28 protein-coding genes are annotated in these 24,779 nt (G+C 56.2%); 21 read left to right on the top strand and 7 right to left on the bottom strand.

Features of this window, described 5'->3' with window-relative positions; translation table 11 throughout:
• The first annotated feature begins 24 nt into the window (after positions 1 to 24).
• The 10 genes from folC (at position 25) to hisP (ending at position 9,275) form a co-directional block, all read left to right on the top strand.
• Positions 25 to 1,293, top strand: a complete 1,269-nt coding sequence (gene folC, locus AC27FC_RS00205) for a bifunctional tetrahydrofolate synthase/dihydrofolate synthase (RefSeq protein ID WP_094934246.1) — start codon at positions 25 to 27, stop codon at positions 1,291 to 1,293.
• Complete coding sequence (gene dedD, locus AC27FC_RS00210) at positions 1,283 to 1,969, top strand: cell division protein DedD (protein ID WP_039263233.1); 687 nt, start codon at positions 1,283 to 1,285, stop codon at positions 1,967 to 1,969. The genes folC and dedD overlap by 11 nt, the downstream gene beginning before the upstream one ends.
• Positions 1,970 to 2,223: 254 nt before the next feature.
• Positions 2,224 to 2,712 carry a colicin V production protein gene (gene cvpA, locus AC27FC_RS00215; RefSeq protein ID WP_000262116.1) on the top strand — a complete coding sequence of 163 codons (489 nt, stop codon included), beginning with the start codon at positions 2,224 to 2,226 and terminating at the stop codon, positions 2,710 to 2,712.
• A 33-nt stretch (positions 2,713 to 2,745) separates the two neighbouring features.
• Positions 2,746 to 4,263 carry an amidophosphoribosyltransferase gene (purF, locus tag AC27FC_RS00220; RefSeq protein WP_024908947.1) on the top strand — a complete coding sequence of 506 codons (1,518 nt, stop codon included), beginning with the start codon at positions 2,746 to 2,748 and terminating at the stop codon, positions 4,261 to 4,263.
• A gap of 89 nt (positions 4,264 to 4,352) precedes the next feature.
• Entirely contained in the window at positions 4,353 to 4,922 is a 570-nt protein-coding gene (locus AC27FC_RS00225) for a UbiX family flavin prenyltransferase (protein ID WP_029740194.1), read from the top strand.
• Between the two features lie 291 nt (positions 4,923 to 5,213).
• Positions 5,214 to 5,996, top strand: a complete 783-nt coding sequence (argT, locus tag AC27FC_RS00230; RefSeq protein WP_196354936.1) for a lysine/arginine/ornithine ABC transporter substrate-binding protein ArgT — start codon at positions 5,214 to 5,216, stop codon at positions 5,994 to 5,996.
• 226 nt (positions 5,997 to 6,222) lie between these two features.
• The gene (gene hisJ, locus AC27FC_RS00235; protein WP_023336423.1) at positions 6,223 to 7,005 is read left to right on the top strand and encodes a histidine ABC transporter substrate-binding protein HisJ; all 783 of its coding nucleotides are present in this window, start codon (positions 6,223 to 6,225) and stop codon (positions 7,003 to 7,005) included.
• 88 nt (positions 7,006 to 7,093) lie between these two features.
• Positions 7,094 to 7,780, top strand: a complete 687-nt coding sequence (locus AC27FC_RS00240) for a histidine ABC transporter permease HisQ (RefSeq protein ID WP_014832782.1) — start codon at positions 7,094 to 7,096, stop codon at positions 7,778 to 7,780.
• The gene (locus AC27FC_RS00245; protein ID WP_008502590.1) at positions 7,777 to 8,493 is read left to right on the top strand and encodes an ABC transporter permease; all 717 of its coding nucleotides are present in this window, start codon (positions 7,777 to 7,779) and stop codon (positions 8,491 to 8,493) included. The genes AC27FC_RS00240 and AC27FC_RS00245 overlap by 4 nt, the downstream gene beginning before the upstream one ends.
• 8 nt (positions 8,494 to 8,501) lie before the next feature.
• Positions 8,502 to 9,275 (top strand): histidine ABC transporter ATP-binding protein HisP, encoded by a 774-nt coding sequence (hisP, locus tag AC27FC_RS00250; RefSeq protein ID WP_023312558.1) that lies wholly within the window; start codon positions 8,502 to 8,504, stop codon positions 9,273 to 9,275.
• A gap of 150 nt (positions 9,276 to 9,425) precedes the next feature.
• Here hisP and AC27FC_RS00255 read toward each other — a convergent pair whose 3' ends face one another.
• From AC27FC_RS00255 to yfcG, 4 genes are all read right to left on the bottom strand, one after another.
• Entirely contained in the window at positions 9,426 to 9,935 is a 510-nt protein-coding gene (locus tag AC27FC_RS00255) for a GNAT family N-acetyltransferase (RefSeq protein WP_094934245.1), read from the bottom strand.
• Positions 9,936 to 9,979: 44 nt separating this feature from the next.
• On the bottom strand, positions 9,980 to 10,873 hold the full coding sequence (locus AC27FC_RS00260) for a TIGR01777 family oxidoreductase (RefSeq protein ID WP_196354934.1): 894 nt from the start codon (positions 10,871 to 10,873) through the stop codon (positions 9,980 to 9,982).
• Between the two features lie 13 nt (positions 10,874 to 10,886).
• Complete coding sequence (folX, locus tag AC27FC_RS00265) at positions 10,887 to 11,255, bottom strand: dihydroneopterin triphosphate 2'-epimerase (protein ID WP_023312555.1); 369 nt, start codon at positions 11,253 to 11,255, stop codon at positions 10,887 to 10,889.
• Positions 11,256 to 11,330: 75 nt separating this feature from the next.
• Positions 11,331 to 11,960: a GSH-dependent disulfide bond oxidoreductase gene (gene yfcG / locus AC27FC_RS00270; RefSeq protein ID WP_033146088.1), complete on the bottom strand. Its 630-nt coding sequence runs from the start codon at positions 11,958 to 11,960 to the stop codon at positions 11,331 to 11,333.
• Positions 11,961 to 12,101: 141 nt separating this feature from the next.
• On the opposite strand from yfcG, the gene yfcF reads away from it, so the two are divergent.
• The 3 genes from yfcF to yfcD are packed head-to-tail and all read left to right on the top strand — an operon-like array spanning position 12,102 to position 13,964.
• Positions 12,102 to 12,746, top strand: a complete 645-nt coding sequence (yfcF, locus tag AC27FC_RS00275; RefSeq protein WP_023312553.1) for a glutathione transferase — start codon at positions 12,102 to 12,104, stop codon at positions 12,744 to 12,746.
• A 56-nt stretch (positions 12,747 to 12,802) separates the two neighbouring features.
• Positions 12,803 to 13,354, top strand: a complete 552-nt coding sequence (gene yfcE / locus AC27FC_RS00280; RefSeq protein WP_196354933.1) for a phosphodiesterase — start codon at positions 12,803 to 12,805, stop codon at positions 13,352 to 13,354.
• Between the two features lie 55 nt (positions 13,355 to 13,409).
• Positions 13,410 to 13,964 (top strand): NUDIX hydrolase YfcD, encoded by a 555-nt coding sequence (gene yfcD, locus AC27FC_RS00285; RefSeq protein ID WP_023312551.1) that lies wholly within the window; start codon positions 13,410 to 13,412, stop codon positions 13,962 to 13,964.
• A 3-nt stretch (positions 13,965 to 13,967) separates the two neighbouring features.
• Here yfcD and AC27FC_RS00290 read toward each other — a convergent pair whose 3' ends face one another.
• On the bottom strand, positions 13,968 to 14,987 hold the full coding sequence (locus AC27FC_RS00290; protein ID WP_029741925.1) for a LacI family DNA-binding transcriptional regulator: 1,020 nt from the start codon (positions 14,985 to 14,987) through the stop codon (positions 13,968 to 13,970).
• Positions 14,988 to 15,221: 234 nt separating this feature from the next.
• Between AC27FC_RS00290 and AC27FC_RS00295 the strand changes: the two genes are divergently transcribed.
• The 5 genes from AC27FC_RS00295 to AC27FC_RS00315 all read left to right on the top strand — a co-directional run bounded on the left by AC27FC_RS00295 (position 15,222) and on the right by AC27FC_RS00315 (position 19,204).
• The gene (locus AC27FC_RS00295; protein ID WP_033146084.1) at positions 15,222 to 15,665 is read left to right on the top strand and encodes a PTS sugar transporter subunit IIA; all 444 of its coding nucleotides are present in this window, start codon (positions 15,222 to 15,224) and stop codon (positions 15,663 to 15,665) included.
• A gap of 80 nt (positions 15,666 to 15,745) precedes the next feature.
• Positions 15,746 to 16,018 carry a PTS sugar transporter subunit IIB gene (locus AC27FC_RS00300; protein WP_003861447.1) on the top strand — a complete coding sequence of 91 codons (273 nt, stop codon included), beginning with the start codon at positions 15,746 to 15,748 and terminating at the stop codon, positions 16,016 to 16,018.
• Between the two features lie 21 nt (positions 16,019 to 16,039).
• On the top strand, positions 16,040 to 17,431 hold the full coding sequence (locus tag AC27FC_RS00305) for a PTS ascorbate transporter subunit IIC (RefSeq protein ID WP_032659183.1): 1,392 nt from the start codon (positions 16,040 to 16,042) through the stop codon (positions 17,429 to 17,431).
• Positions 17,428 to 18,258: a transketolase gene (locus AC27FC_RS00310; RefSeq protein WP_182383834.1), complete on the top strand. Its 831-nt coding sequence runs from the start codon at positions 17,428 to 17,430 to the stop codon at positions 18,256 to 18,258. The genes AC27FC_RS00305 and AC27FC_RS00310 overlap by 4 nt, the downstream gene beginning before the upstream one ends.
• The gene (locus AC27FC_RS00315; RefSeq protein ID WP_033146082.1) at positions 18,251 to 19,204 is read left to right on the top strand and encodes a transketolase family protein; all 954 of its coding nucleotides are present in this window, start codon (positions 18,251 to 18,253) and stop codon (positions 19,202 to 19,204) included. The genes AC27FC_RS00310 and AC27FC_RS00315 overlap by 8 nt, the downstream gene beginning before the upstream one ends.
• 74 nt (positions 19,205 to 19,278) lie before the next feature.
• Here the strand turns inward: AC27FC_RS00315 and pta are convergent, their stop codons facing one another.
• Entirely contained in the window at positions 19,279 to 21,420 is a 2,142-nt protein-coding gene (gene pta, locus AC27FC_RS00320; RefSeq protein WP_023312545.1) for a phosphate acetyltransferase, read from the bottom strand.
• A 76-nt stretch (positions 21,421 to 21,496) separates the two neighbouring features.
• Positions 21,497 to 22,699 (bottom strand): acetate kinase, encoded by a 1,203-nt coding sequence (gene ackA / locus AC27FC_RS00325; RefSeq protein WP_033146081.1) that lies wholly within the window; start codon positions 22,697 to 22,699, stop codon positions 21,497 to 21,499.
• A 337-nt stretch (positions 22,700 to 23,036) separates the two neighbouring features.
• On the opposite strand from ackA, the gene yfbV reads away from it, so the two are divergent.
• The 3 genes from yfbV (at position 23,037) to AC27FC_RS00340 (ending at position 24,750) form a co-directional block, all read left to right on the top strand.
• Positions 23,037 to 23,492 (top strand): terminus macrodomain insulation protein YfbV, encoded by a 456-nt coding sequence (gene yfbV / locus AC27FC_RS00330; RefSeq protein WP_023312543.1) that lies wholly within the window; start codon positions 23,037 to 23,039, stop codon positions 23,490 to 23,492.
• A 92-nt stretch (positions 23,493 to 23,584) separates the two neighbouring features.
• Positions 23,585 to 24,079 carry a YfbU family protein gene (locus tag AC27FC_RS00335; protein ID WP_023312542.1) on the top strand — a complete coding sequence of 165 codons (495 nt, stop codon included), beginning with the start codon at positions 23,585 to 23,587 and terminating at the stop codon, positions 24,077 to 24,079.
• Between the two features lie 11 nt (positions 24,080 to 24,090).
• Positions 24,091 to 24,750 (top strand): sugar phosphatase, encoded by a 660-nt coding sequence (locus AC27FC_RS00340; protein ID WP_033146080.1) that lies wholly within the window; start codon positions 24,091 to 24,093, stop codon positions 24,748 to 24,750.
• The last annotated feature ends 29 nt before the right edge of the window (positions 24,751 to 24,779 follow it).

Raw genomic sequence — 24,779 nt, forward strand, 5'->3', positions numbered from 1 at the left:
ATCTGTTAATGACAACCGGGCATTATGGAAAATAAAAGCATTCCCCAAGCCACGTCGCCCCTGGCCGCGTGGCTTTCTTATCTGGAAAACCTGCACAGTAAAACCATCGATATGGGGCTTGAGCGCGTAAGCCAGGTCGCCGCGCGTCTTGATGTGCTCAAACCGGCACCTTTCGTGTTCACCGTCGCGGGTACCAACGGTAAAGGCACGACCTGCCGCACGCTGGAATCTGTCCTGATGGCCGCGGGTTACAAAGTTGGCGTGTACAGCTCTCCACACCTGGTCCGCTACACCGAGCGCGTTCGCGTGCAGAACAGCGAGCTGCCGGAATCGGCGCATACGGCGTCGTTCGCGGAAATTGAAGCCGCACGCGGTGAGATCTCATTAACCTATTTTGAATACGGCACCCTGTCGGCGCTGTGGCTGTTCAAACAGGCGCAGCTGGATGTCGTGATCCTTGAGGTCGGCCTCGGCGGACGTCTTGATGCGACCAATATCGTGGATGCGGACGTGGCGGTGGTCACCAGCATCGCGCTGGACCATATCGACTGGCTTGGACCGGATCGTGAAAGCATTGGCCGCGAGAAGGCCGGTATTTTCCGCGCAAATAAGCCCGCCGTGGTCGGCGAGCCAGATATGCCGCACACCATTGCTGACGTGGCAAACGAGAAGGGCGCGCGTCTGCTGCGCCGCGGCGTTGACTGGCAGTATGAGGTTCAGGATAACGGCTGGCGCTTCAGCGATGCCCAGGGCGCGCTGGACAACCTGCCGCTGCCGCAGGTGCCGCAGCCGAACGCGGCAACCGCGCTGGCGGCACTGCGCGCCAGCGGCCTTGTGGTCAGCGAGCAGGCGATCCGCGACGGTATTCAGAGCGCAATTCTGCCCGGGCGTTTCCAGATTGTCAGCGAGTCACCGCGCCTGATTCTGGACGTGGCGCATAACCCGCATGCGGCGGCGTATCTCGCGGGACGTCTCAAATCGTTACCAAAAACCGGGCGCGTGCTGGCGGTTATCGGTATGCTTCATGATAAAGATATCGGCGGGACGCTGGCCTGCATGGAGACTGTGGTCGATAGCTGGTATTGTGCTCCACTGGAGGGGCCGCGCGGCGCGACGGCTGAGCAGCTGATGGAACATCTCGGCAAAGGCGCAATCTATAGTAGCGTGGCTCAGGCCTGGCATGCCGCGATGGCGGATGCTAAACCAGAAGATACCGTGCTGGTGTGTGGTTCATTCCACACGGTGGCACATGTCATGGAAGTGATGGACGCGGGGAGAACCGGTGGCGAGTAAGTTTCAGAACCGTTTAACAGGAACCATTGTGCTGGTCGCGCTCGGGGTGATTATTCTCCCGGGTCTGCTCGACGGGCAGAAAAAGCATTATCAGGACGAGTTTGCCGCTATTCCGCTGGTGCCGAAACCGGGTGACCGCGATGAGCCGGATATGCTGCCAGCGGCGACGCAGGCGCTGCCTGCTCAGCCGCCGGAAGGCGCGGCGGAAGAGGTGCGTGCAGGCGATGCCGCCGCACCGTCGCTCGATCCGTCTCGTCTGGCGGCAGCGAGCAGCAGCGATATCGATCCAGTGCCGGTAGAGCAGCCTAAACCCGTTGAAAAACCGAAGCCGGTTGAGAAGCCGCAGCCGAAACCGCAGCGGGATAAAGCCGCAGAGCAGCTGGCTGCCGCATCAGAAACCCCACCGCCGGCAAAACAAGACGCGGCACCGACCGGAAAAGCGTACGTTGTGCAGCTCGGCGCGCTGAAAAACGCCGACAAAGTTAACGAGGTCGTGAGCAAACTGCGCAGTGCGGGATATCGTGTTTACACTTCACCTTCCACGCCGGTGCAGGGTAAAATTACCCGTATCCTCGTGGGGCCAGAAGCGTCCAAAGATAAGCTTAAAGGTTCGCTCGGCGAGCTGAAGCAGATCTCCGGCCTGAGCGGTGTGGTGATGGGCTACAGCGCGAACTGATAAGATCTACCCCTCACCCTAACCCTCTCCCCAGAGGGGCGAGGGGATGGTTTGCTCCCTCTCCCTTGAGGGAGAGGGCTGGGGTGAGGGGGAATGGCAGACGTCCAAAGAGACGTAATGAGCCAACGGCGTTGAACATTTTTTCAGCGCCTTTTTTATTTACGCGCGGGAAGGAAATCCCTACGCAAACGTTTTCTTTTTCTGTTAGAATTCGCCCCGAACTGGATGACAGGGCGTTAAATCGTGGGACACATATGGTCTGGATTGATTACGCCATCATTGCGGTGATTGGTTTTTCCTGTCTGGTTAGCCTGATCCGTGGCTTTGTTCGTGAAGCGTTATCGCTGGTAACCTGGGGTTGTGCTTTCTTTGTTGCCAGTCATTACTACACTTACCTGTCTGTCTGGTTCACGGGCTTTGAAGATGAACTGGTCCGAAACGGAATTGCCATCGCGGTGCTGTTTATCGCAACGCTGATTGTCGGCGCTATCGTGAATTACGTGATAGGTCAGCTGGTCGAGAAAACCGGTCTGTCAGGAACGGACAGGGTGCTCGGGATCTGTTTCGGGGCGTTACGAGGCGTGCTGATTGTGGCCGCGATCCTGTTCTTCCTGGATACCTTCACCGGGTTCTCCAAAAGCGAAGACTGGCAGAAATCGCAGCTCATTCCAGAGTTCAGCTTCATCATCAGATGGTTCTTTGACTATCTGCAAAGCTCGTCGAGTTTTTTGCCCAGGGCATAAACCCTGAGATGTGGCTTAACGAGGAAAAGACGAATGTGCGGTATTGTCGGTATCGCCGGTTTCATGCCGGTAAACCAGTCGATTTATGACGCGTTAACGGTGCTTCAGCACCGTGGGCAGGATGCTGCGGGTATCATCACCATTGATGCAAACAACTGCTTCCGTTTACGCAAGGCGAATGGCCTGGTAAACGATGTGTTTGAAGCCCGCCATATGCAGCGTCTGCAAGGTAATATGGGGATCGGTCACGTTCGTTATCCTACTGCTGGCAGTTCCAGCGCCTCTGAGGCACAGCCTTTCTACGTCAACTCACCGTATGGCATCACCCTTGCTCATAACGGCAACCTGACCAACGCGCATGAGCTGCGTAAAAAGCTGTTCGAAGAGAAACGTCGCCACATTAACACCACCTCTGATTCTGAAATTCTGCTCAATGTGTTCGCCAGCGAGCTGGATAACTTCCGTCACTACCCGCTGGAAGCAGACAACATCTTTGCTGCGATTGCCGCGACCAACCGCCAGATCCGCGGCGCGTACGCCTGCGTAGCGATGATCATCGGTCACGGCATGGTCGCCTTCCGCGATCCAAACGGCATTCGTCCCCTGGTGCTCGGCAAGCGCGACCTTGGCGATGGCCGTACCGAATATATGGTTGCCTCTGAGAGCGTGGCGCTGGATACCCTGGGCTTTGAGTTCCTGCGTGACGTTGCGCCGGGCGAAGCGGTCTATATCACCGAGAAGGGCCAGCTGTTTACCCGCCAGTGTGCCGATAACCCGGTCAGCAACCCGTGCCTGTTTGAATACGTTTACTTTGCCCGCCCGGATTCCTTCATCGACAAGATTTCCGTCTACAGCGCGCGCGTCAACATGGGCACCAAGCTGGGCGAGAAGATTGCCCGCGAGTGGGACGATCTCGACATCGACGTGGTTATTCCTATCCCGGAAACCTCCTGCGATATCGCGCTGGAGATCGCCCGCATTCTGGACAAGCCATACCGTCAGGGCTTCGTGAAGAACCGCTACGTTGGCCGCACCTTTATCATGCCGGGCCAGCACCTGCGCCGTAAGTCCGTGCGCCGCAAGCTGAACGCCAACCGCGCGGAATTCCGCGACAAGAACGTTCTGCTGGTGGATGACTCCATCGTTCGCGGCACCACCTCTGAGCAGATTATCGAGATGGCGCGCGAAGCGGGTGCGAAGAAAGTCTACCTGGCCTCTGCTGCGCCAGAGATTCGCTTCCCGAACGTGTACGGCATCGATATGCCAACCGCCAACGAGCTGATCGCTCACGGCCGTGAAGTGGATGAAATTCGCCAGATCATCGGTGCCGACGGCCTGATTTTCCAGGATCTGAACGATCTCATCGACGCGGTGCGTGCCGAGAACCCGGAAATTCAGCAGTTTGAATGCTCCGTGTTCAACGGTATTTACGTGACCAAAGACGTTGACCAGCAGTACCTCGACTATCTTGATTCTCTGCGCAACGACGATGCGAAAGCCGTTCAGATGCAGAACGATCTTGAAAGCTTAGAGATGCACAACGAAGGTTGATGCTCCGGCAGGTGAGGGCGAATGCCCTCACTTGCAACTCCCCGCAAAATCCTGCACAGTCTGCCCTGAAATCAGTAAGGGCGAAAATCATGAAACGACTCATTGTTGGGCTCAGCGGCGCCAGCGGCGCGATCTACGGCGTACGTCTGTTACAGGTTCTGCGTAACGTGGCGGAAGTCGAGACCCATTTGGTGATGAGCCAGGCGGCGCGGCAGACCCTCTCTCTGGAAACCGATCTCTCCCTGCGCGATGTTCAGGCACTGGCGGACGTGGTTCACGATGCCCGTGATATCGCCGCCAGCATCTCCTCAGGCTCGTTTAAAACGGCCGGCATGGTTATCCTGCCCTGTTCAATTAAAACGCTCTCCGGCATTGTGAACAGCTATACCGACACCCTGGTGACGCGCGCGGCGGATGTGGTGCTGAAGGAGCGTCGTCCTCTTGTGCTCTGCGTGCGGGAAACGCCGCTGCATCTCGGTCATCTGCGTTTAATGACCCAGGCCGCCGAGCTTGGGGCCATCATCATGCCGCCGGTTCCGGCGTTTTATCATCGCCCGACCTCGCTGGATGACGTGATTAATCAGACCGTTAACCGCGTGCTGGATCAGTTTGACATCGACCTGCCCGAAGATCTCTTCACCCGCTGGCAAGGGGCCTGATTCTGTGCACAAACAGAGTGCATGAAAAGAGACGTTGCCCTGTTTCAGGGCAATTATGCAACGGCGATCATATCCTCGACATTTAATTCGTTTTTTCCCTTTTTCTCTTTCCGGTTCGTTCGGCAGACCTGCTATCTTTCACCATTAAGGCAATATCGCAACGTTTTATTAACATATTTAACGTCGAAGTTTTGACCAGACGGCAATGTGGCATAAGACCTGCAAGATGAAGCCTGCAACACAACACACAACACAATACATAATAAAATCACGGTACTTGAGGGTAAATGTATGAAGAAGACGGTTCTGGCTCTGTCTTTGCTCGTGGGGTTAAGTGCGGCAGCAGGTAGCTACGCAGCGCTTCCACAGACGGTTCGTATCGGTACAGACGCAACCTACGCGCCATTCTCTTCCAAGGATGCGAAAGGCGATTTCGTGGGGTTTGATATCGATCTGGGAAATGAAATGTGCAAACGCATTGCGGTGAAATGCACATGGGTGGGCAGCGACTTTGACGCGTTAATCCCGTCGCTGAAAGCCAAGAAAATCGACGCCATTATCTCTTCTCTTTCCATCACCGAAAAACGCCAGCAGGAGATTGCCTTCTCTGACAAGCTCTACGCCGCGGATTCTCGCCTGATTGCGCCGAAAGGCTCCCCGATTAAGCCCACCATCGACTCGCTGAAAGGCAAGCATGTTGGCGTGCTTCAGGGGTCGACGCAGGAAGGTTATGCCAATGCGACCTGGCGTGAGAAGGGCGTAGACGTGGTGGCTTACCAGAACCAGGATCTTATTTACTCTGACCTGGCCGCAGGCCGTCTGGATGCGGCATTCCAGGATGAAGTCGCCGCGAGCGAAGGCTTCCTGAAACAGCCTGCGGGTAAAGACTATGCGTTTGCGGGCCCGTCGGTAAAAGACAAAAAATACTTTGGTGACGGCACCGGTGTTGGCCTGCGTAAGGATGATACCGAGCTGAAAGCCGCCTTTGACAAAGCCTTTGCAGAGCTGCGTAAAGACGGTACTTACGACAAACTGGCGAAGAAATACTTCGACTTCAACGTATACGGTGAATAATGCCTGACGCTAACGCACTGCAAAGGTGCGTTGCGGGAGCGGTTGACCCAATGCGGTGCATTTGTTGCACCGTATTGGATCACTTTGTGCATACTTACGCATTTATAATGCAAAAATTCCCGACTGAAGGGCATTAGTCTTTGCCTGAAAGAGGGGATTAATGGCACATTAGCACCACCCCGTCGTCGTAAAAATCCCGTATGAAGACAGTTTGTTGAGGACAAATATGAAAAAACTCGTGTTGTCACTATCTCTGGTACTGGCCTTTTCCAGCGCCACCGCGGCATTCGCAGCCATTCCGCAGAAAATTCGGATTGGTACCGATCCAACCTATGCGCCGTTCGAATCGAAGAATTCAAAGGGTGAACTGGTCGGTTTTGACATCGATCTGGCCAATGAGCTATGCAAACGCATCAAAGCACAGTGTACCTACGTTGAGAACCCGCTGGATGCGCTGATCCCGTCCCTGAAAGCGAAAAAAATCGACGTGATTATGTCCTCGCTCTCCATCACCGAAAAACGCCAGCAGGAGATTGCCTTCACCGACAAACTCTACGCGGCCGATTCTCGTCTGGTGGTGGCTAAAGCTTCTGACATTCAGCCAACGCTGGAGTCCCTGAAAGGCAAACGCGTCGGCGTGCTGCAGGGCACCACGCAGGAAACCTACGGCAACGAACATTGGGCGCCGAAGGGGATTGAAATCGTCTCCTATCAGGGCCAGGAAAATATCTACGCTGACCTGACGGCAGGCCGAATTGATGCGGCATTCCAGGATGAAGTCGCGGCAAGCGAAGGCTTCCTGAAAACGCCGGTGGGTAAAGATTACAAGTTTGGCGGCCCGTCCATTAAGGACGTGAAGTTGTTTGGTGTGGGCACCGGCATGGGCCTTCGCAAAGAAGACAACGAGCTGCGTGAGGCGCTGAACAAAGCGTTTGCTGAAATGCGCGCTGACGGCACCTACGACAAGCTGGCGAAAAAGTACTTTGATTTTAATGTTTACGGCGGCTAATCGCCCCGTCAAATAACGTGCGGCCCCTCCCGATGCGGGAGGGGAAAAGACACGGTTCCACCACTCACGATACGACAGGGCTCGCGGTATGCTGTACGGATTTTCTGGCGTTATTTTACAGGGCGCGCTTGTCACCCTTGAGCTGGCTATCAGCTCCGTGGTGCTGGCGGTGCTGATAGGTCTGGCGGGCGCAGGGGCGAAGCTTTCAGCTAACAAACCGCTGGCGCTCATATTTGAAGGCTACACCACGCTTATTCGCGGCGTTCCCGATCTGGTGCTGATGCTGCTTATCTTTTACGGTCTGCAGATTGCGCTTAACAGCGTAACGGACGCGATGGGCATGGGACAAATTGATATCGACCCGATGGTGGCCGGTATTATTACCCTCGGTTTTATCTACGGTGCCTACTTCACTGAAACCTTCCGCGGCGCTTACATGGCCGTGCCGAAAGGCCACATTGAGGCGGCAACCGCATTTGGTTTTACCTCTTCACAAACGTTTCGTCGGATTATGTTCCCGGCCATGATGCGCTATGCGCTGCCGGGCATCGGCAACAACTGGCAGGTTATCCTCAAAGCCACCGCGCTGGTCTCGCTGCTCGGTCTGGAAGACGTCGTGAAAGCGACTCAGCTGGCGGGTAAGAGCACCTGGGAGCCGTTCTACTTTGCGGTGGTCTGTGGCGTGATTTATCTGGTCTTTACGACCGTCTCCAATGGTGTGCTGCTTCTGCTCGAGCGTCGCTACTCCGTGGGTGTGAAGAGGGCTGACCTGTGATTGAGATTATTCAGGAATACTGGAAATCGCTGCTGTGGACGGATGGCTACCGCTTTACCGGCGTGGCGATTACGCTCTGGCTGCTGATCTCCTCCGTGGTGATGGGCGGCATTCTGGCGGTGTTTCTTGCTATTGGCCGCGTGTCGAACAATAAATTTATCCAGTTCCCGATCTGGTTGTTTACCTACGTGTTTCGCGGTACGCCGCTGTACGTGCAGCTGCTGGTGTTCTATTCGGGAATGTATACGCTTGAGATCGTAAAAGGCACTGAGATGCTGAATGCGTTCTTCCGCAGCGGCCTGAACTGTACGGTGCTGGCGTTGACGCTCAACACCTGCGCCTACACCACCGAGATTTTCGCCGGGGCAATTCGCTCTGTCCCTTACGGTGAGATTGAAGCGGCGCGCGCGTACGGCTTTTCCTCGGTGAAACTTTATCGCTGCATTATTCTGCCGTCGGCACTGCGTATCGCGTTACCGGCGTACAGTAACGAAGTGATTTTGATGCTGCACTCCACCGCGCTCGCCTTTACCGCGACGGTGCCGGATCTGCTCAAAATCGCGCGCGATATTAACTCCGCGACCTATCAGCCGTTTACCGCGTTTGGCATTGCGGCGGTGCTCTATTTAATTATCTCTTATGTTCTGATTAGCCTGTTCCGTAAGGCTGAAAAACGCTGGTTGCAGCATATAAAACCTTCTTCGACGCACTGAGAAAGATGATGGCTGAGAACAAATTAAACGTTATTGATTTGCACAAACGCTACGGCGAACATGAAGTGCTGAAAGGGGTGTCGCTGCAGGCGAATGCGGGCGACGTGATCAGTATTATCGGCTCATCCGGCTCGGGTAAAAGTACCTTCCTGCGCTGCATTAACTTCCTCGAAAAACCGAGCGAAGGCTCGATTGTGGTGAGCGGGCAGAATATTAACCTGGTCCGTGACAAAGACGGCCAGCTGAAGGTCGCGGATAAGCACCAGCTGCGCCTGCTGCGTACGCGCCTGACGATGGTGTTCCAGCACTTCAACCTCTGGAGCCACATGACGGTGCTGGAGAACGTGATGGAAGCACCGATTCAGGTGCTGGGCCTGAGCAAGCAGGAAGCCCGCGAGCGCGCGGTGAAATACCTGGCGAAAGTGGGTATCGACGAGCGCCAGCAGATGAAATACCCGGTACATCTCTCCGGCGGTCAGCAGCAGCGCGTCTCCATCGCGCGCGCGCTGGCGATGGAGCCCGAAGTGCTGCTGTTTGACGAACCGACTTCCGCGCTGGACCCTGAACTCGTTGGCGAAGTGCTGCGCATCATGCAGAAGCTGGCCGAAGAGGGCAAAACGATGGTGGTGGTGACGCACGAGATGGGCTTCGCCCGTAACGTCTCGAACCACGTTATCTTCCTGCATCAGGGGAAAATTGAAGAGCAGGGCCACCCGGACGAGGTGCTGGCGAACCCGCAAAGCCCGCGCCTGCAGCAGTTCCTGAAAGGGTCGTTGAAGTAGGTTTTACCTTTCCCCCTCTCCCTGTGGGAGAGGGGCGGGGTGAGGGCATCAGACCGCAGTGCAGCCCAATCGCCCGGTGGCGCTTCGCTTACCGGGCCTACTGGCTGGGTGTTCTCCCTCTCCCTGTGGGAGAGGGTTGGGGTGAGGGCATCAGGCCGCACCGCACTCCAACCGATACACCCAGTCGTCATAGCGCACGCCGTCAATTTCATACGCCTTTTCCAGCACCTGCGTGCGCACAAACCCGGCTTTCTCCAGCACCCGCACCGAACCGCCATTATCCGCCAGCACATATGCGTTAATCGCTTTTACGCTGGTCTTGTTAAACGCGTAATCGCACACCGCGCGCAGCGCCTCGCTGGCAATCCCTTTTCCCTGCGCGGCAGGCACAACCGTGTAGCCGATATCGGCCTCTTCACGATTCTCAGGGCTGATTTGCAGGCCGATATCGCCAAGCGGCGTATCATCATCCCGCAAGCGAATAACAAACACATGGGCAGCAGTGAGCCGAGCGGCAAACACGCGGCGGGTCTCTTTTTCCGGCGCGATGGCGGCCATGTAGCGCATGATGCGGCGATCTTCACGCAGCGAGCGGAAGAAGGCCCAGTCAGTGGGTTCGAAAGGGGTGAGGTGAAGCCGGGGAGTGGTGATCGTTGCCATTGTTACGCCATATCTTCGGAACATGGCCTGTCACTGTAACATATTCACCGCACCACATCCCCCAGCGCCTCTTCTAATTCATACCAGCGGAACGCAAAGCCGGCCGCTTCCAGCCGTTTTGGCTGCGCCCGCTGTCCGCCTAATACCAGCACAGACGCTTCACCCATCATCAGGCGAATGACCGTGGCAGGCACGCGCAATATCGCCGGGCGGTGCAGGGCATGCCCCAGCGCGTGGGCAAACTGTTCGTTACGCACCGGATACGGCGCAACCATGTTAAACGGCCCGCGCAGATCGTTATCCAGCAGCCAGAGAATACCGTTGACCATATCGTCGATATGGATCCAGGCCAGATACTGACGGCCATTACCGATCGGCCCACCGAGTCCAAGCCGGAAAGGGGGAAGCATCTTCGCCAGAATGCCGCCCTTCGGCGCAAGCACGACGCCGGTCCGCAACAGGCAGACGCGGGTGCGATCGCTCTGCGCCGCGCAGGCGATACGCTCCCACTGGGCGCAGAGCTTATGGGTAAACTCGTTATGCGGCGGCTCTTCCTCGGTCACCACCACCTCGCCGAGATCGCCGTAATAGCCCACGGCTGAACCCGAAATCAGCACCGAAGGCGGCGTGTGGCTATTGCGGATCAGCTCGACCAGCTTTTCGGTGATGTTCCACCGGCTGCTGCATAACAGCTGTTTTTGCTCTTCCGTCCAGCGCTTATCGGCGATGGGTTCCCCCGCGAGGTTAATGACGGCGTCGAAGCCGTCCAGATTTTGCTGCTCGGCCAGATTTTTCCAGATATCGATACCCGCCCCGAGCACCTGGCGCGCTTTCTCCGGGCTGCGCGTGACCACGGTAATGTCGTGATGCAAGGCCTGCAGACGCGCAATGAGGTGACGACCAATAAGGCCCGTGCCGCCGGTCAGCAAAATCTTCATACAACCTCCAGGGTTACGCCTGGCGTCGCCAGCTTAGCGTCATGGAGACGGAATCGGCGTAGCGCAGGGCGTGAAGTTTATCGATCTCAACTTCAGCATAAGTGACCCAGTGATGTTCGCGTGCGATATCGAGCACATCCTGAGTTAATTTTTCCAGCAGAGAGAAGCGGTTATTCTCCACGTACTGAATGATGTTTTTGGTAATTGTGCGGTAGTTCAGCGCGTCGTTGATGTCTTCGCTGGCCCGCGCTTTGTCTGCGGGATAGTGAATTACCACGTTAATGACAATATCCTGACGGTTGGCGATCTCTTCCTCTTTGATGCCGATGAAGGTGCGCAAGCGTAAATTTTTTATGCGAATAATAGCGTCTGGCTGTGACATTGCAGGTCTTCTCCGTGTCAGTATTTCCTGCTCATCATACATGAGAGGCTCGCGGGCACCCAGCCTCATAGAGGGTTAAATCTGCTGGATTTTTTGCATCGCTCGCTCGGTGGCCGGGCGGGTTCGTATGCGCTCAAACCAGTTGTTCACCGCCGGGTAAGCGGCCAGGTCAATTCGGTGTTTTTCATGCGTATTCACCCACGGCCAGCAGGCGATGTCGGCAATACTGTAATGATCGCCCCCGAGCCACGGCGTTTTCTCCAGCCGACGGTTCAGAACGTCATAGAGCCGTTGAGTCTCAACCTGATAGCGTTCTATTGCATAAGGAATGGGCTGCGGGGCGTAAGCGGTAAAATGATGATTTTGCCCCAGCATGGGCCCCAGTCCGCTCGCCTGCCAGAAGAGCCATTGCAGGGTATGGTGACGCTCGCGCAGTTCGCCGCTCAGCAGTTTGCCGGTTTTCTCCGCCAGATAGAGCAAAATCTCACCGGACTCAAACAGGCTCAGCGGCCTGCCCCCGTCTGCCGGGTGGTTATCAATAATGGCCGGGATTTTATTATTCGGCGAGATAGCCAGAAAGAGAGGGCTGAACTGATCGCCTTTGCTGATATCCACGCGAATGATCCTGTAATCCAGCTCGGCTTCTTCAAGAAAAAGGGTGATCTTATGGCCGTTTGGGGTAGGGGCGTAATAAAGGTCGATCATTCTCAACTCCTGTCCATGCGAATAGTGGTGCCATGACAAATGAGTATAGGTGGTTGTTGTAAATCGTGAGTTTTCATCAAGTGACAGCGGGGCAAAGAGATTATATGTTGAGTAAAAAACCGATCAGCCGATGAGGATGTTATGAACCAGCCCGTAATCACGTTGTGGTCCGATGCGAATTTCTTTTCTCCCTATGTCATGAGCGTATACGTTGCGCTGGCCGAAAAAGGGCTCACTTTTACGCTGAAGACCGTTGATCTTGACGGCGGTGAACATCTCAAACCGCAGTGGCAGGGCTACGACCTGACCCGACGCGTGCCGGTGCTGGAGATCGACGGTTTTGCCCTGAGCGAATCGTCGGCGATCGATGAATATCTGGAAGATCGGTTCGCGCCGCCTGAGTGGGAGCGCATTTATCCTCACGATCTGCAAAAACGCGCGCGGGCGCGGCAGATCCAGGCGTGGCTGCGGAGCGATCTGGTGCCGATTCGCGTGGAACGCTCAACTGATGTCGTGTTTGCCGGGGTCAAAAAGCCAGCGCTCAGCGCAGAAGGCCGTGAAAGCGCGCAAAAATTGATTGAAACCGCCACCTCGCTCCTCGCACACGGCAACCCGAACCTGTTCGGCGAGTGGTGCATCGCCGACGCCGATCTGGCGTTGATGCTAAACCGCCTGATCCTCAACGGCGATGAGGTGCCGCAGCTGCTGGTGGATTATGCCGCGTTTCAGTGGCAGCGCGCCTCCGTGCAGCGCTATGTGGCACTATCTGCCAGGCGCGCGGGCTGATAAGCCCTGACGCTTCAGGTATGATGGGGGCAGTCTGTTTTCCCGAGGAGTGACTGATGAAACTGATGTTTGCGTCGGATATCCATGGATCGCTGCCCGCTACCGAGCGTGTTCTTTCCCTGTTTGCACAAAGCGGCGCGCAGTGGCTGATTATTCTGGGGGATGTCCTCAACCACGGCCCGCGCAACGCGCTGCCGGAGGGCTACGCCCCGGCGCAGGTCGCGGAAAAGCTCAACCCGTACGCCTCGCGCATCATTGCCGTTCGCGGCAACTGCGACAGCGAGGTGGACCAGAAGCTGCTGCATTTTCCCCTTACCGCGCCATGGCAACAGGTGCTGCTGGAACAAAGCCGCCTGTTCCTGACGCACGGGCATCTTTTTAGCCCGGATAATCTCCCGGCGCTCGCGGCTGGCGATGTCCTGGTTTACGGTCATACTCATATTCCGGTTGCTGAAAAACGCGGTGAGATTTATCACTTCAATCCGGGTTCGGTCAGCATACCGAAAGGCGGTTATCCTGCGAGCTATGGCATGCTGGATGGAAATACCCTGAGCGTTATCGCACTTAATGATCAGCAAGTTATTGCGCAGGTAGCGATTAATCCGTAAGTTACACCTCAACTGCAAACGCGCCGAAAGAGCGCTTAGAAGAGAAGGTTTCCCGATGGTGGAGCAGAGTCATTTGGCAAGTACAGAGTGGGTTGACATTGTCAGCGAAGAGAATGAAGTGATCGCGCAGGCCAGCCGCGAACAAATGCGTGCGGAGCGTCTGCGCCACCGCGCAACGTACATCGTTGTGCACGACGGGATGGGCAAAATTCTGGTCCAGCGCCGCACGGACACCAAAGATTTTCTCCCGGGTATGCTGGATGCCACCGCTGGCGGTGTTGTTCAGGCAGATGAAGTGCTGCTGGATTCCGCACGTCGCGAAGCAGAAGAAGAGTTAGGCATCGCCGGTGTGCCGTTTGCCGAGCACGGTCAGTTCTATTTCGAAGACGAAAACTGCCGCGTCTGGGGCGGGCTGTTTAGCTGCGTCTCCCACGGCCCGTTCGCTCTGCAGGAAGAAGAGGTGAGTGAAGTCAGCTGGATGACGCCGGAAGAGATCACCGCGCGCTGCGACGAGTTCACGCCGGATTCGTTAAAAGCGCTGGCGCTGTGGATGACCCGCAACGCCAAAAACGAATCGACCAAATCAGAGAAAGAGGAAGAAGCTGAGTAAGCGTCAGCAACTCTCTCTCAGACAAAGACTGGACGCGATGGGCTTTTGATCGCGCCAGTCCCCGTCATTCAGACGCTCCAGTAGCGCTTTCCCGGCTTCAATTCCAATCTTACGATGCGGCACCGCCATCGTCGTCAGCGGCGGCTGACAGACGCGGCTCACATCGCTATCGCCAAAGCCTACCACCGCCAGATCGTCCGGCACCTTGATTCGCCTGCGCTGGCACTCGTACAGCGCCCCGCAGGCCAGCTCGTCTGAGACGCATACCAGCGCATCCAGCTCCGGCCACGCCAGCAGGAATTCTGGCAGCTGTGCCGCGCCGGTCGAGAAGCTCGGCGGCATCGCCGCGTTAATCACCCGGTTCGGCGACATATGGTGGCGAAGCATGGCTTTGTACCAGCCCTGCAAATGCTGCTGGAAAATCCACTGCTCCTGGTTGGCGCAAAGCAGGCCAATATTTTGGTAGCCGCGCTTAATCACCATTTCCGTAAGTTCATACATGGCCGCTACGTTATCAATCCCGATATTCATATCAATCGGGTCGGCGCGCATGGCACCCATTTCCATCACCGGAATAGAGGCGTTTTTCAGCCAGTGGCGAACGGTATCGGTATGTTCAACGCTGAGCAGGATAGCGGCGGCAATATTCGATGCCAGCAGCGTCTCCAGCAATTTCTCCTCCTGCTCAAGACGATGCTGGGATTCAGCCAGCATGATCTGATACCCGGCAGGCTGTAGCACCTGCTGTAGTCCGGCGAACATCTCCGAGCATCCGGCTTCGGAGAGGTTAGGCACCACCATGGCTATCGTCCATGACGACGCCGAGGCCAGCGCGCTGGCGGCAAGATTAGGCATATAACCCAGCTCCTGCACGGCAGCTTCAATTTTTTCACGTAGTTTATCGGAAACCTGTTCGGGCGTGCGGAGTGCACGGGACACGGTCATCGTGCCCACACCGGCAAGCTGTGCGACATCGGCGAGTGTCACTTTACCGGTACTGCGCCGTTTTCGGGTTAGAGACATACACCTTCCTGCTGACCAGACGCGTTCTTCATTTCCTTCGCTTCACGTGACAGGCAGTATACGCCTTAAATCCCTTTTTTTGCTGTGATTTAGCACCGTGATCGCAATTTGATAGCGCTATCACATTTCTGCATGTTAAGCATTGGTAGCGCTATCTTTGTGATCCCGATCGCAGTCATCCAGCGATGTGTTGAATAAAGTTTGCTCATCTTTAGCGTGTAGCGGGAGTGAAAAGTGCTCAAAAAATGGATATATGATACAACCATCACGCTGCAGGACAGCGTGGAAAACTGGCCGCAGGCGCTGGAGCTGTGCGCGAAGCCGCTTCTGGATTTGCAGGTGATTGAGCCTGAATACGTCACGGCCATCATCCAGCAGCACCACACGTTAGGACCCTATTATGTGCTGGCACCAGGGCTGGCGATGCCGCACGCGCGGCCGGAGGAAGGCGCCAAAGGACTGGGGTTGTCTTTATTAAAACTAAAACAGGGCGTCTCGTTTGGTGCCGGTGAGTTTGACCCTGTCGATGTCATTATTATGCTCGCGGCACCGGATAAACATAGCCATATCGAAATGATATCCGCACTCGCAGAATTATTTTCCAGCGACGAGGATATGGAGAAACTGCATCAGGCGAATACCCTGGAGGAAATTAAAACGGTTATTGACCGCTTCTGATTTAATTCTTTAATCCGATTATTCACAACATTACGCGACAGCGTGATGGGGCGTGCTCTACTCAAAATAAGGGGACAACAATGAAAATCATGGCTATTTGCGGCTCCGGCCTGGGCAGCAGTTTTATGGTCGAAATGAATATTAAAAAGGTGCTTAAAAAACTGGAGATTGAGGCTGAGGTTGAACATTCCGATCTCTCCTCGGCCACGCCGGGCGCAGCCGATCTGTTCGTGATGGCAAAAGACATTGCGGCCAGCGCCAGCGTGCCGGAAAGCCAGCTGGTGGTGATTAACAACATCATCGACATCAACGAACTTGAAGCGCAGCTGCGCGCCTGGTTCGAAAGACAATAACCCTGATAAGGCGAGGTGGATATGTTTATCCTTGAAACGCTGAATTTCGTTGTTGATATTTTAAAAGTCCCTTCGGTGCTGGTCGGCTTAATTGCGCTTATTGGTCTGGTTGCGCAGAAAAAAGCGTTTTCGGACGTGGTGAAAGGGACGATTAAAACCATTCTCGGCTTTATTGTGCTGGGCGGCGGTGCCACGGTGCTGGTGGGGTCATTAAATCCTTTGGGCGGTATGTTTGAGCACGCCTTTACGATTCAGGGCATTATTCCAAACAATGAAGCGATTGTGTCAATTGCGCTGGAAAAATACGGTGCAGCGACCGCGCTTATTATGGCCTTCGGCATGGTGGCGAATATTATCGTCGCGCGCTTTACCCGCCTGAAGTACATCTTCCTGACCGGGCACCACACGTTTTATATGGCGTGCATGATTGGCGTGATCCTGACGGTAGCGGGCTTTGAGGGCGTGGGGCTGGTGTTTACCGGCTCGCTGATCCTCGGCCTGATCATGGCCTTCTTCCCGGCGATTGCCCAGCGCTACATGAAGCGCATTACCGGCAACGATGAGATTGCCTTCGGGCACTTCGGCACGCTGGGCTACGTGCTGTCCGGCTGGATTGGCAGCAAGGTTGGCAAAGGCTCCCGCTCAACCGAAGAGATGAACCTGCCGAAGAACCTGAGCTTCCTGCGCGACAGCTCGATCTCGATCTCCCTGACCATGATGATTATCTACCTCATCCTGGCGGTGAGCGCCGGGCGTGAGTATGTGGAGGCCACCTTCAGCGGCGGTCAGAACTACCTGGTCTACGCCATCATCATGGCGATCACCTTTGCGGCGGGCGTGTTCATCATCCTGCAGGGCGTGCGCCTGATTCTGGCGGAAATCGTTCCGGCCTTTACCGGCTTCTCGGAAAAACTGGTGCCGAACGCGCGTCCTGCGCTGGACTGCCCGGTGGTGTATCCCTATGCGCCAAACGCGGTGCTGATTGGCTTCCTGTTCAGCTTCCTCGGCGGGATTGTGGGGTTGTTGATCTGCGGTCAGTTTAGCTGGGTGCTGATCCTCCCGGGCGTGGTGCCGCACTTCTTCACCGGCGCAACGGCGGGCGTGTTTGGTAACGCCACCGGCGGACGCCGCGGGGCAATGATTGGCGCCTTTGCTAACGGCCTGCTGATCACCTTCCTGCCGGTCCTGCTGCTGCCGGTGCTGGGCGCCATTGGCTTTGCCAACACCACCTTCTCGGACGCCGACTTTGGCGCGGTCGGGATTGTGCTCGGCAACCTGGCGCGCTTCCTGTCGCCGCTTGCCATCACCGGACTGGTTGTGGCGTTGTTCGCGCTGCTGGTGGCGTACAACGTCTTCGCGAAAAACAAACCTGCGGGCGGTAACGCGCAGGAAAACACCGGAGCCAAATCATGAATGAGAAAGAGATAACCGAACTCGCGCGTCAGATCCGTCTTGAGACGCTGAAATCCCTGACGCAGCTGGGCTTTGGACACTATGGCGGCAGTATGTCGGTGGTTGAAACCCTGGCCGTGCTGTACGGCGCGGTGATGAAAATCGACCCGGCGGATCCGGACTGGCCGGAGCGAGACTATTTTGTCCTGTCGAAAGGCCATGCGGGCCCGGCGCTCTACAGCACGCTGGCGATCAAGGGCTACTTCCCGGTGGAAGAGCTGATCACCCTGAACCAGAACGGCACGCGCCTGCCAAGCCACCCGGACCGTCTGAAAACGCGCGGCGTGGACGCTACCACCGGTTCGCTGGGGCAGGGGATCTCAATTGCCGGCGGTATGGCGCTCTCGCACAGGCTGGCGGGGCGACCGAACCGCGTCTTCTGCATCGTCGGTGACGGCGAGCTGAACGAGGGGCAGTGCTGGGAAGCCTTCCAGTTTATCGCTCATCATCGCCTTAACAACCTGACGGTGTTCGTGGACTGGAACAAACAGCAGCTCGACGGCGAGCTGGACGAAATTATCAGCGCGTTCGACCTGGAGGGGAAATTCCGCGCCTTTGGCTTTGACGTGGCGACGGTGAAGGGCGACGACATCCCGGGACTGCTGGCGGTGACGTCGCGGGTCCCGGCTGCCGACGCGCGTCCGATAGTCGTCATCCTCGACAGCATCAAAGGGCAGGGGGTGCCGTACCTGGAACAGCTCAGCAACTCGCACCACCTGCGGTTGACCGCGGAGAGCAAAGCGGCCCTCAACGAGACGATTCGCCAACTGGAGGCTTCACATGATTAAGGTTGCACCGGCAGGAGAGAAAGACGCCGTTGAGATGCGTAAGGTCTACGCGGGCTTCGTGGCAAAGCAGATTGAGGCAGGAAGCGAGATTATCGCCCTGGAAGCGGATCTGATGAGCTCGATGGCGATGGACGGCGTGGCGCGCGATTATCCGCAGCACGTGATTAACTGCGGCATTATGGAGGCCAACGTCATTGGCACTGCGGCGGGGCTGTCGCTTACCGGGCGTATACCGTTCGTTCATACCTTCACCGCGTTTGCCAGCCGTCGCTGCTTCGACCAGCTGTTTATGTCCCTGGACTATCAGCGCAACAACGTGAAGGTAATTGCCTCGGATGCGGGCGTGACGGCCTGCCATAACGGCGGGACGCATATGTCGTTTGAGGATATGGGCATCGTACGCGGTCTGGCGCATTCGGTGGTGCTGGAGGTGACCGACGCGGTGATGTTTGAGGACGTGCTGCGCCAGCTTATCGACCTCGAAGGCTTCTACTGGGTACGCACCATCCGTAAGCAGGCGCCGAGCGTATATGCCCCGGGCTCAACCTTCACTATTGGCAAAGGCAACGTGCTGCGCGAAGGAACCGATATAACTCTGATTGCCAACGGCATCATGGTGGCGGAAGCGCTGGAAGCGGCGCGCCAGCTTGAGCAGGAGGGGGTCAGCGCGGCGGTCATCGACATGTTTACCCTGAAGCCCATCGACCGGATGCTGGTGAAAAACTACGCCGAGAAAACCGGTCGCATCGTCACCTGTGAAAACCACAGCATTCACAACGGGCTGGGATCGGCGGTGGCGGAAGTCCTGGTGGAAACCTGCCCGGTACCGATGCGGCGGGTGGGCGTCAAGGAGCGTTACGGCCAGGTGGGGACACAGGATTTCCTGCAGAAGGAGTATGGCCTGACGGCACATGACATTGTATCGGCGGCGCGAGAGCTGCTGTAAATAAAAAAGGCGACCCGTTAAGTGGTCGCCTTTTTGTTGCCCGGTAAGCGCTAGCGCCACCGGGCTTTTTAACATTACTGCTGCTGCGAAGACTGGATCGCGGTCAGAGCGATGGTGTAGACGATATCGTCAACCAGCGCGCCACGAGACAGGTCGTTCACAGGTTTGCGCATGCCCTGCAGCATTGGCCCGATGGAGATCAGGTCTGCTGAACGCTGCACCGCTTTATAGGTGGTGTTACCGGTGTTCAGATCCGGGAAGATGAACACGGTAGCGCGACCTGCAACCGGCGAGTTTGGCGCTTTGGATTTCGCAACGTCGGCCATTACGGCGGCGTCGTACTGCAGCGGACCGTCGATCATCAGGTCAGGACGTTTTTCCTGCGCCAGACGGGTCGCTTCACGCACTTTCTCTACGTCGCTACCAGCACCAGAGGTACCGGTAGAGTAGGAGAGCATCGCAACGCGCGGTTCGATACCGAAGGCAATCGCGGAGTCCGCGGACTGGATAGCGATTTCTGCCAGCTGCTCTGCGGTTGGATCCGGGTTGATCGCGCAGTCGCCGTAAACGTAAACCTGTTCAGGCAGCAGCATGAAGAACACGGAAGAAACCAGAGAGCTGCCTGGCGCGGTTTTGATCAGCTGCAGCGGTGGACGGATGGTGTTCGCCGTGGTATGAACCGCACCGGAAACCAGACCGTCAACTTCGTCCTGCTCAAGCATCAGCGTGCCCAGCACCACGTTGTCTTCCAGCTGTTCGCGCGCAACGGCTTCGGTCATACCCTTGCTCTTACGCAGCTCAACCAGACGGGCAACGTAGCTCTCGCGAACCACTTCAGGGTCAACGATTTCGATGCCAGCGCCCAGCTCAACGCCCTGAGAGGCCGCAACGCGGGTGATCTCATCCGGGTTACCCAGCAGCACGCAGGTCGCGATGCCGCGCTCTGCACAGATAGCAGCCGCTTTAACGGTACGTGGTTCGTCGCCTTCTGGCAGAACAACGCGTTTGCCCGCTTTACGCGCCAGCTCGGTCAGCTGATAACGGAATGCAGGAGGAGACAGGCGGCGGCTGCGCTCGGAGGTCGCAGTCAGGGATTCGATCCAGTCTGCGTTGATGTAGCCCGCAACGTATTCCTGAACTTTCTCGATACGCTCGTGGTCATCAACCGGCACTTCCAGGTTGAAGCTCTGCAGGCTCAGGGAGGTCTGCCAGGTGTTGGTATTCACCATGAAGACCGGCAGGCCGGTCGCAAACGCGCGTTCGCACAGCTTGCTGACGCGTGGGTCCATCTCGTAGGCACCGGTCAGCAGGATCGCACCGATTTCCACGCCGTTCATCGCGGCCAGGCAGGCGGCAACCAGCACGTCAGGACGGTCTGCGGAGGTTACCAGCAGGGAACCTGCGCGGAAGTGTTCCAGCATGTGCGGAATGCTGCGCGCACAGAAGGTCACGGACTTCACGCGGCGGGTGTTGATGTCGCCTTCGTTAACGATGGTAGCGTTCAGGTGACGCGCCATATCGATTGCACGGGTTGCAATCAGATCGAAGCTCCATGGCACCGCGCCCAGTACTGGCAGAGGGCTGGATTCCTGCAGCTTAGCCGGGTCAACTTTGATGACTTTCGCTTTGGAAGAGTCGTCGAAAATCTCGGACAGGTCAGGGCGAGTACGTCCCTGCTCATCCACCGGTGCGTTCAGCTTGTTCACGATCACGCCGGTGATGTTGGTATTTTTCGCGCCGCCGAAGCTGCTGCGCGTCAGTTCGATACGCTCGTTCAGCTGCTCTGGGGTGTCGGTGCCCTGAGACATCACGAAAACGATCTCTGCGTTCAGGGTTTTCGCGATTTCAAAGTTAAGAGACTGGGCAAACTGGTGTTTGCGCGTCGGGACCAGGCCTTCAACCAGCACCACTTCCGCGTCTTGCGCGTTAGCATGGTAGTTAGCGATGATCTCTTCCATCAGCACGTCTTTCTGGTTGCTGGACAGCAGAGACTCAACGTGGCTCATCTTCAGCGGTTCAGCCGCTGGCAGATTGGAGTTCTTGCGAACGATAGTGGTGGTCTGGTCTGGCGCATCGCCACCAGCACGTGGCTGGGCGATTGGCTTAAAGACGCTCAGACGAACGCCTTTGCGTTCCATAGCACGGATAACGCCAAGGCTGACGCTGGTCAGGCCGACGCTGGTTCCGGTAGGGATCAGCATAATAGTACGGGACACGGTTTATCCTCTTTCGTTACCGCCGCAATTGGGCGGGTTACAAAACAGCACCGCCAGCATTGCTGGCGGTGTGGAATCAGGCAGTCAGGCGGTGCGCGTCTTGCGCAATGACCAGTTCTTCGTTAGTTGGGATAACGAGAGCAGGGCGGGTGCCTTCTTTGTTGATGAAGCCAGACTTGCCGAAGCGGGCAGCCAGGTTACGCTCGTGATCAACGTCGAAGCCCAGAACGCCCAGTTTGCCCAGGGACAGTTCACGAACCATTGCCGCGTTCTCACCGATACCACCGGTGAAGATAACCGCGTCCAGACGACCGTCCATCAGCGCAGTGTAAGAGCCGATGTACTTCGCCAGACGGTGGCAGTAAACGTCCATTGCACGTTTAGCGTCTTCTTTCTCTGCGTAGTTGTCTTCAACGTAACGGCAGTCGCTGGTGACTTCGGTCAGACCCAGCAGGCCAGACTCTTTGGTCAGCATTTTGTTGATCTGGTCAACGCTCATGCCCAGGGTGTCGTGCAGGTGGAAGATGATCGCCGGGTCGATGTCACCGGAACGGGTACCCATCACCAGACCTTCCAGCGGGGTCAGACCCATGGAAGTATCAACACATTTACCGTTGCGGATAGCAGAAACAGAACCACCGTTGCCCAGGTGGCAGGTGATGATGTTCAGTTCTTCAACCGGCTTGTTCAGAACTTTTGCGGCTTCCTGAGTTACATAGAAGTGGCTGGTGCCGTGCGCGCCGTAGCGACGTACGCCGTGTTCTTTGTACAGGCTGTATGGCAGGGCATAGAGGTAAGACTCTTCCGGCATGGTCTGATGGAACGCGGTGTCGAATACGGCCACGTTTTTGTCTTTCAGATTCGGGAAGGATTTCAGCGCTTCAGCGATACCGATCAGGTGAGCCGGGTTGTGCAGCGGTGCGAAGGACGCAGAGTCCTTGATGCCCTGGATCACAGATTCGTCGATCACGACGGAGCTGGTGTATTTTTCGCCGCCGTGGACGATACGGTGACCAATCGCAGTCAGCTGAGCAGACAGTTCTGGTTTTTGTGCCAGAATAGTGTTAACGATAAAGTTCAGCGCTTCACTGTGAGCGGCGCCTGCACCTAAAGCCGCTTCTTGTTTGCTGCCGTCCATCTTCCACTTGATACGTGCTTCAGGCAGATGGAAACATTCGGCCAAACCAGAGAGGTATTCGTCACCGTTGAGCGCATCGATGATGGCGAATTTCAGTGAGGAGCTACCGCAGTTCAGAACCAGTACTAACTTACTCGACATGGAAGTACCTATTATTGATACGTGGCTAAAAAAACGTCAGTGAGTCTAACAGCGTAACGCATGAGGACTCAGACATTTATGATTAACATCATGCCAAACGAACATTGTGGCATGATGGAAGAAATAACTATGATTTTATGCCATTTTGCACAATTTTCAGCCAATGGCATAATATGCAATAATTTGACGAGTTAATGATTCTCGTCTAGGGCCCTATCAGGCTGGCACAGGATACCCGATACGGGGTAGAGATGACAAAATATTTTGAACGTTGTCATAGCTTGTTGTGGTTTTGCACGAAAATTTTAATTTTTATATGTGAAATTGAGGTACAGCCATGTCGACACCAGAGAACCCGTCCGTAAATTTCTTTAGTCTGTTTCGTCGGGGACAGCATTACGCGAAGACGTGGCCGATGGAAAAGCGCCTTGCGCCAATGTTCATTGAGAATCGCACCATCCGCGCTACGCGCTATGCGATTCGCTTTATGCCGCCTGTCGCTGTCTTTACGCTGTGCTGGCAGATTGCGTTGGGCGGGCAGCTTGGTCCTGCAGTCGCGACGGCGCTCTTCGCCTTAAGCCTGCCGATGCAGGGCCTGTGGTGGTTAGGTAAACGGTCCATCACTCCGCTTCCCCCTTCTATTTTACACTGGTTTTATGAAGTGCGCGGAAAACTGGAGGAGGCCGGACAGGCGCTCGCCCCGGTCGAAGGCAAGCCGGACTACCAGGCGCTGGCGGACACGTTAAAGCGCGCTTTTAAGCAACTGGATAAAACATTCCTCGATGATTTGTGATTGATCATCGAAACGACGACGAAAAGAAGGCACAGTAACAATCAGTTACCGTGTCTTTTTTTTAAAGTGCAATGCGCTACAGGAGTCGAAAGATGGAAATGACCCATGCTCAACGTCTGATTTTGTCCAACCAGTACAAGATGATGACTATGCTTGATCCCGATAACGCTGCGCGCTACAGCCGCCTGCAAACCATCGTCGAACGCGGTTTTGGTTTGCAAATGCGTGAACTGGACCGCGAGTTTGGCGAGCTGAAAGAAGAAACCTGTCGCATCGTGATCGACATTATGGAGATGTATCACGCCCTGCACGTGTCCTGGACGAATCTCAAAGATCAGCAGTCCATCGACGAGCGCCGCGTGACCTTCTTAGGCTTTGATGCCGCAACGGAAGCGCGTTATCTGAGCTATGTTCGCTTTATGGTGAATACAGAAGGGCGCTATACCCACTTTGACGCGGGCACCCACGGCTTCAACGCGCAGACCCCAATGTGGGAAAAATATCAGCGTATGCTGAGCGCGTGGCACGCCTGCCCGCGTCAGTACCATTTAAGCAGCAACGAAATTCAACAAATCATTAATGCCTGACGGAGGTGCGTGTGCAGTGTAGAGGTTTTCTGTTTGATCTGGACGGTACGCTGGTGGATTCGCTGCCGGTTGTGGAGCGTTCCTGGTGCCATTGGGCTGACAGACATGGCATCGACCATCAGGACGTGCTGAATTTTATCCATGGCAAACAGGCCATCACCTCGCTACGGCACTTCCTGGCCGGACGCTCTGAGGACGAAATTCAGGCGGAGTTCAAATACCTGGAACATATTGAAGCCACGGATACGGACGGCATCACAGCCTTACCGGGCGCGCGCGAGCTGCTTGAGCATCTGAACGAGGCGCAGATCCCATGGGCTATCGTTACCTCAGGCTCCATTCCCGTCGCCCACGCCCGTCACAAGGCGGCAGGTCTGCCGACGCCAGAAGTGTTTATCACGGCGGAGCGCGTAAAGCGCGGTAAACCGGAGCCCGACGCGTTTTTACTGGGCGCTGAACTGCTGGGCCTCGCCCCTGAAGAGTGCGTGGTGGTGGAAGACGCGGCCGCTGGCGTACTGGCCGGGCTGAACGCCGGAAGCCACGTTATCGCCGTTAACGTTCCGGCGGGATCCTCCCGGCTGGAGGAGGCAGACTTTGTGCTGGATTCCCTGACGGCGCTGGCTGTTTCGAAAGCCTCTGACGGGGTTGTAACCGTCTCGCTAAAAATGTAATCACATGATATAGCCCCACATTGCTGGGG

It is taken from the genome of Enterobacter sp. C3_dUdeg (genome assembly GCF_057536195.1).

What these genes read in the sequence shown, in the direction of transcription:
- folC (WP_094934246.1), top strand. Translation starts at nt 25, where the DNA reads ATGGAAAATAAAAGCATTCCCCAAGCCACGTCGCCCCTGGCCGCGTGG.
- cvpA (WP_000262116.1), top strand. Translation starts at nt 2,224, where the DNA reads ATGGTCTGGATTGATTACGCCATCATTGCGGTGATTGGTTTTTCCTGT.
- purF (WP_024908947.1), top strand. Translation starts at nt 2,746, where the DNA reads ATGTGCGGTATTGTCGGTATCGCCGGTTTCATGCCGGTAAACCAGTCG.
- AC27FC_RS00225 (WP_029740194.1), top strand. Translation starts at nt 4,353, where the DNA reads ATGAAACGACTCATTGTTGGGCTCAGCGGCGCCAGCGGCGCGATCTAC.
- argT (WP_196354936.1), top strand. Translation starts at nt 5,214, where the DNA reads ATGAAGAAGACGGTTCTGGCTCTGTCTTTGCTCGTGGGGTTAAGTGCG.
- hisJ (WP_023336423.1), top strand. Translation starts at nt 6,223, where the DNA reads ATGAAAAAACTCGTGTTGTCACTATCTCTGGTACTGGCCTTTTCCAGC.
- AC27FC_RS00240 (WP_014832782.1), top strand. Translation starts at nt 7,094, where the DNA reads ATGCTGTACGGATTTTCTGGCGTTATTTTACAGGGCGCGCTTGTCACC.
- hisP (WP_023312558.1), top strand. Translation starts at nt 8,502, where the DNA reads ATGGCTGAGAACAAATTAAACGTTATTGATTTGCACAAACGCTACGGC.
- AC27FC_RS00255 (WP_094934245.1), bottom strand. Translation starts at nt 9,935, where the DNA reads ATGGCAACGATCACCACTCCCCGGCTTCACCTCACCCCTTTCGAACCC.
- AC27FC_RS00260 (WP_196354934.1), bottom strand. Translation starts at nt 10,873, where the DNA reads ATGAAGATTTTGCTGACCGGCGGCACGGGCCTTATTGGTCGTCACCTC.
- folX (WP_023312555.1), bottom strand. Translation starts at nt 11,255, where the DNA reads ATGTCACAGCCAGACGCTATTATTCGCATAAAAAATTTACGCTTGCGC.
- yfcG (WP_033146088.1), bottom strand. Translation starts at nt 11,960, where the DNA reads ATGATCGACCTTTATTACGCCCCTACCCCAAACGGCCATAAGATCACC.
- yfcF (WP_023312553.1), top strand. Translation starts at nt 12,102, where the DNA reads ATGAACCAGCCCGTAATCACGTTGTGGTCCGATGCGAATTTCTTTTCT.
- yfcE (WP_196354933.1), top strand. Translation starts at nt 12,803, where the DNA reads ATGAAACTGATGTTTGCGTCGGATATCCATGGATCGCTGCCCGCTACC.
- yfcD (WP_023312551.1), top strand. Translation starts at nt 13,410, where the DNA reads ATGGTGGAGCAGAGTCATTTGGCAAGTACAGAGTGGGTTGACATTGTC.
- AC27FC_RS00290 (WP_029741925.1), bottom strand. Translation starts at nt 14,987, where the DNA reads ATGTCTCTAACCCGAAAACGGCGCAGTACCGGTAAAGTGACACTCGCC.
- AC27FC_RS00300 (WP_003861447.1), top strand. Translation starts at nt 15,746, where the DNA reads ATGAAAATCATGGCTATTTGCGGCTCCGGCCTGGGCAGCAGTTTTATG.
- AC27FC_RS00305 (WP_032659183.1), top strand. Translation starts at nt 16,040, where the DNA reads ATGTTTATCCTTGAAACGCTGAATTTCGTTGTTGATATTTTAAAAGTC.
- AC27FC_RS00310 (WP_182383834.1), top strand. Translation starts at nt 17,428, where the DNA reads ATGAATGAGAAAGAGATAACCGAACTCGCGCGTCAGATCCGTCTTGAG.
- AC27FC_RS00315 (WP_033146082.1), top strand. Translation starts at nt 18,251, where the DNA reads ATGATTAAGGTTGCACCGGCAGGAGAGAAAGACGCCGTTGAGATGCGT.
- ackA (WP_033146081.1), bottom strand. Translation starts at nt 22,699, where the DNA reads ATGTCGAGTAAGTTAGTACTGGTTCTGAACTGCGGTAGCTCCTCACTG.
- yfbV (WP_023312543.1), top strand. Translation starts at nt 23,037, where the DNA reads ATGTCGACACCAGAGAACCCGTCCGTAAATTTCTTTAGTCTGTTTCGT.
- AC27FC_RS00335 (WP_023312542.1), top strand. Translation starts at nt 23,585, where the DNA reads ATGGAAATGACCCATGCTCAACGTCTGATTTTGTCCAACCAGTACAAG.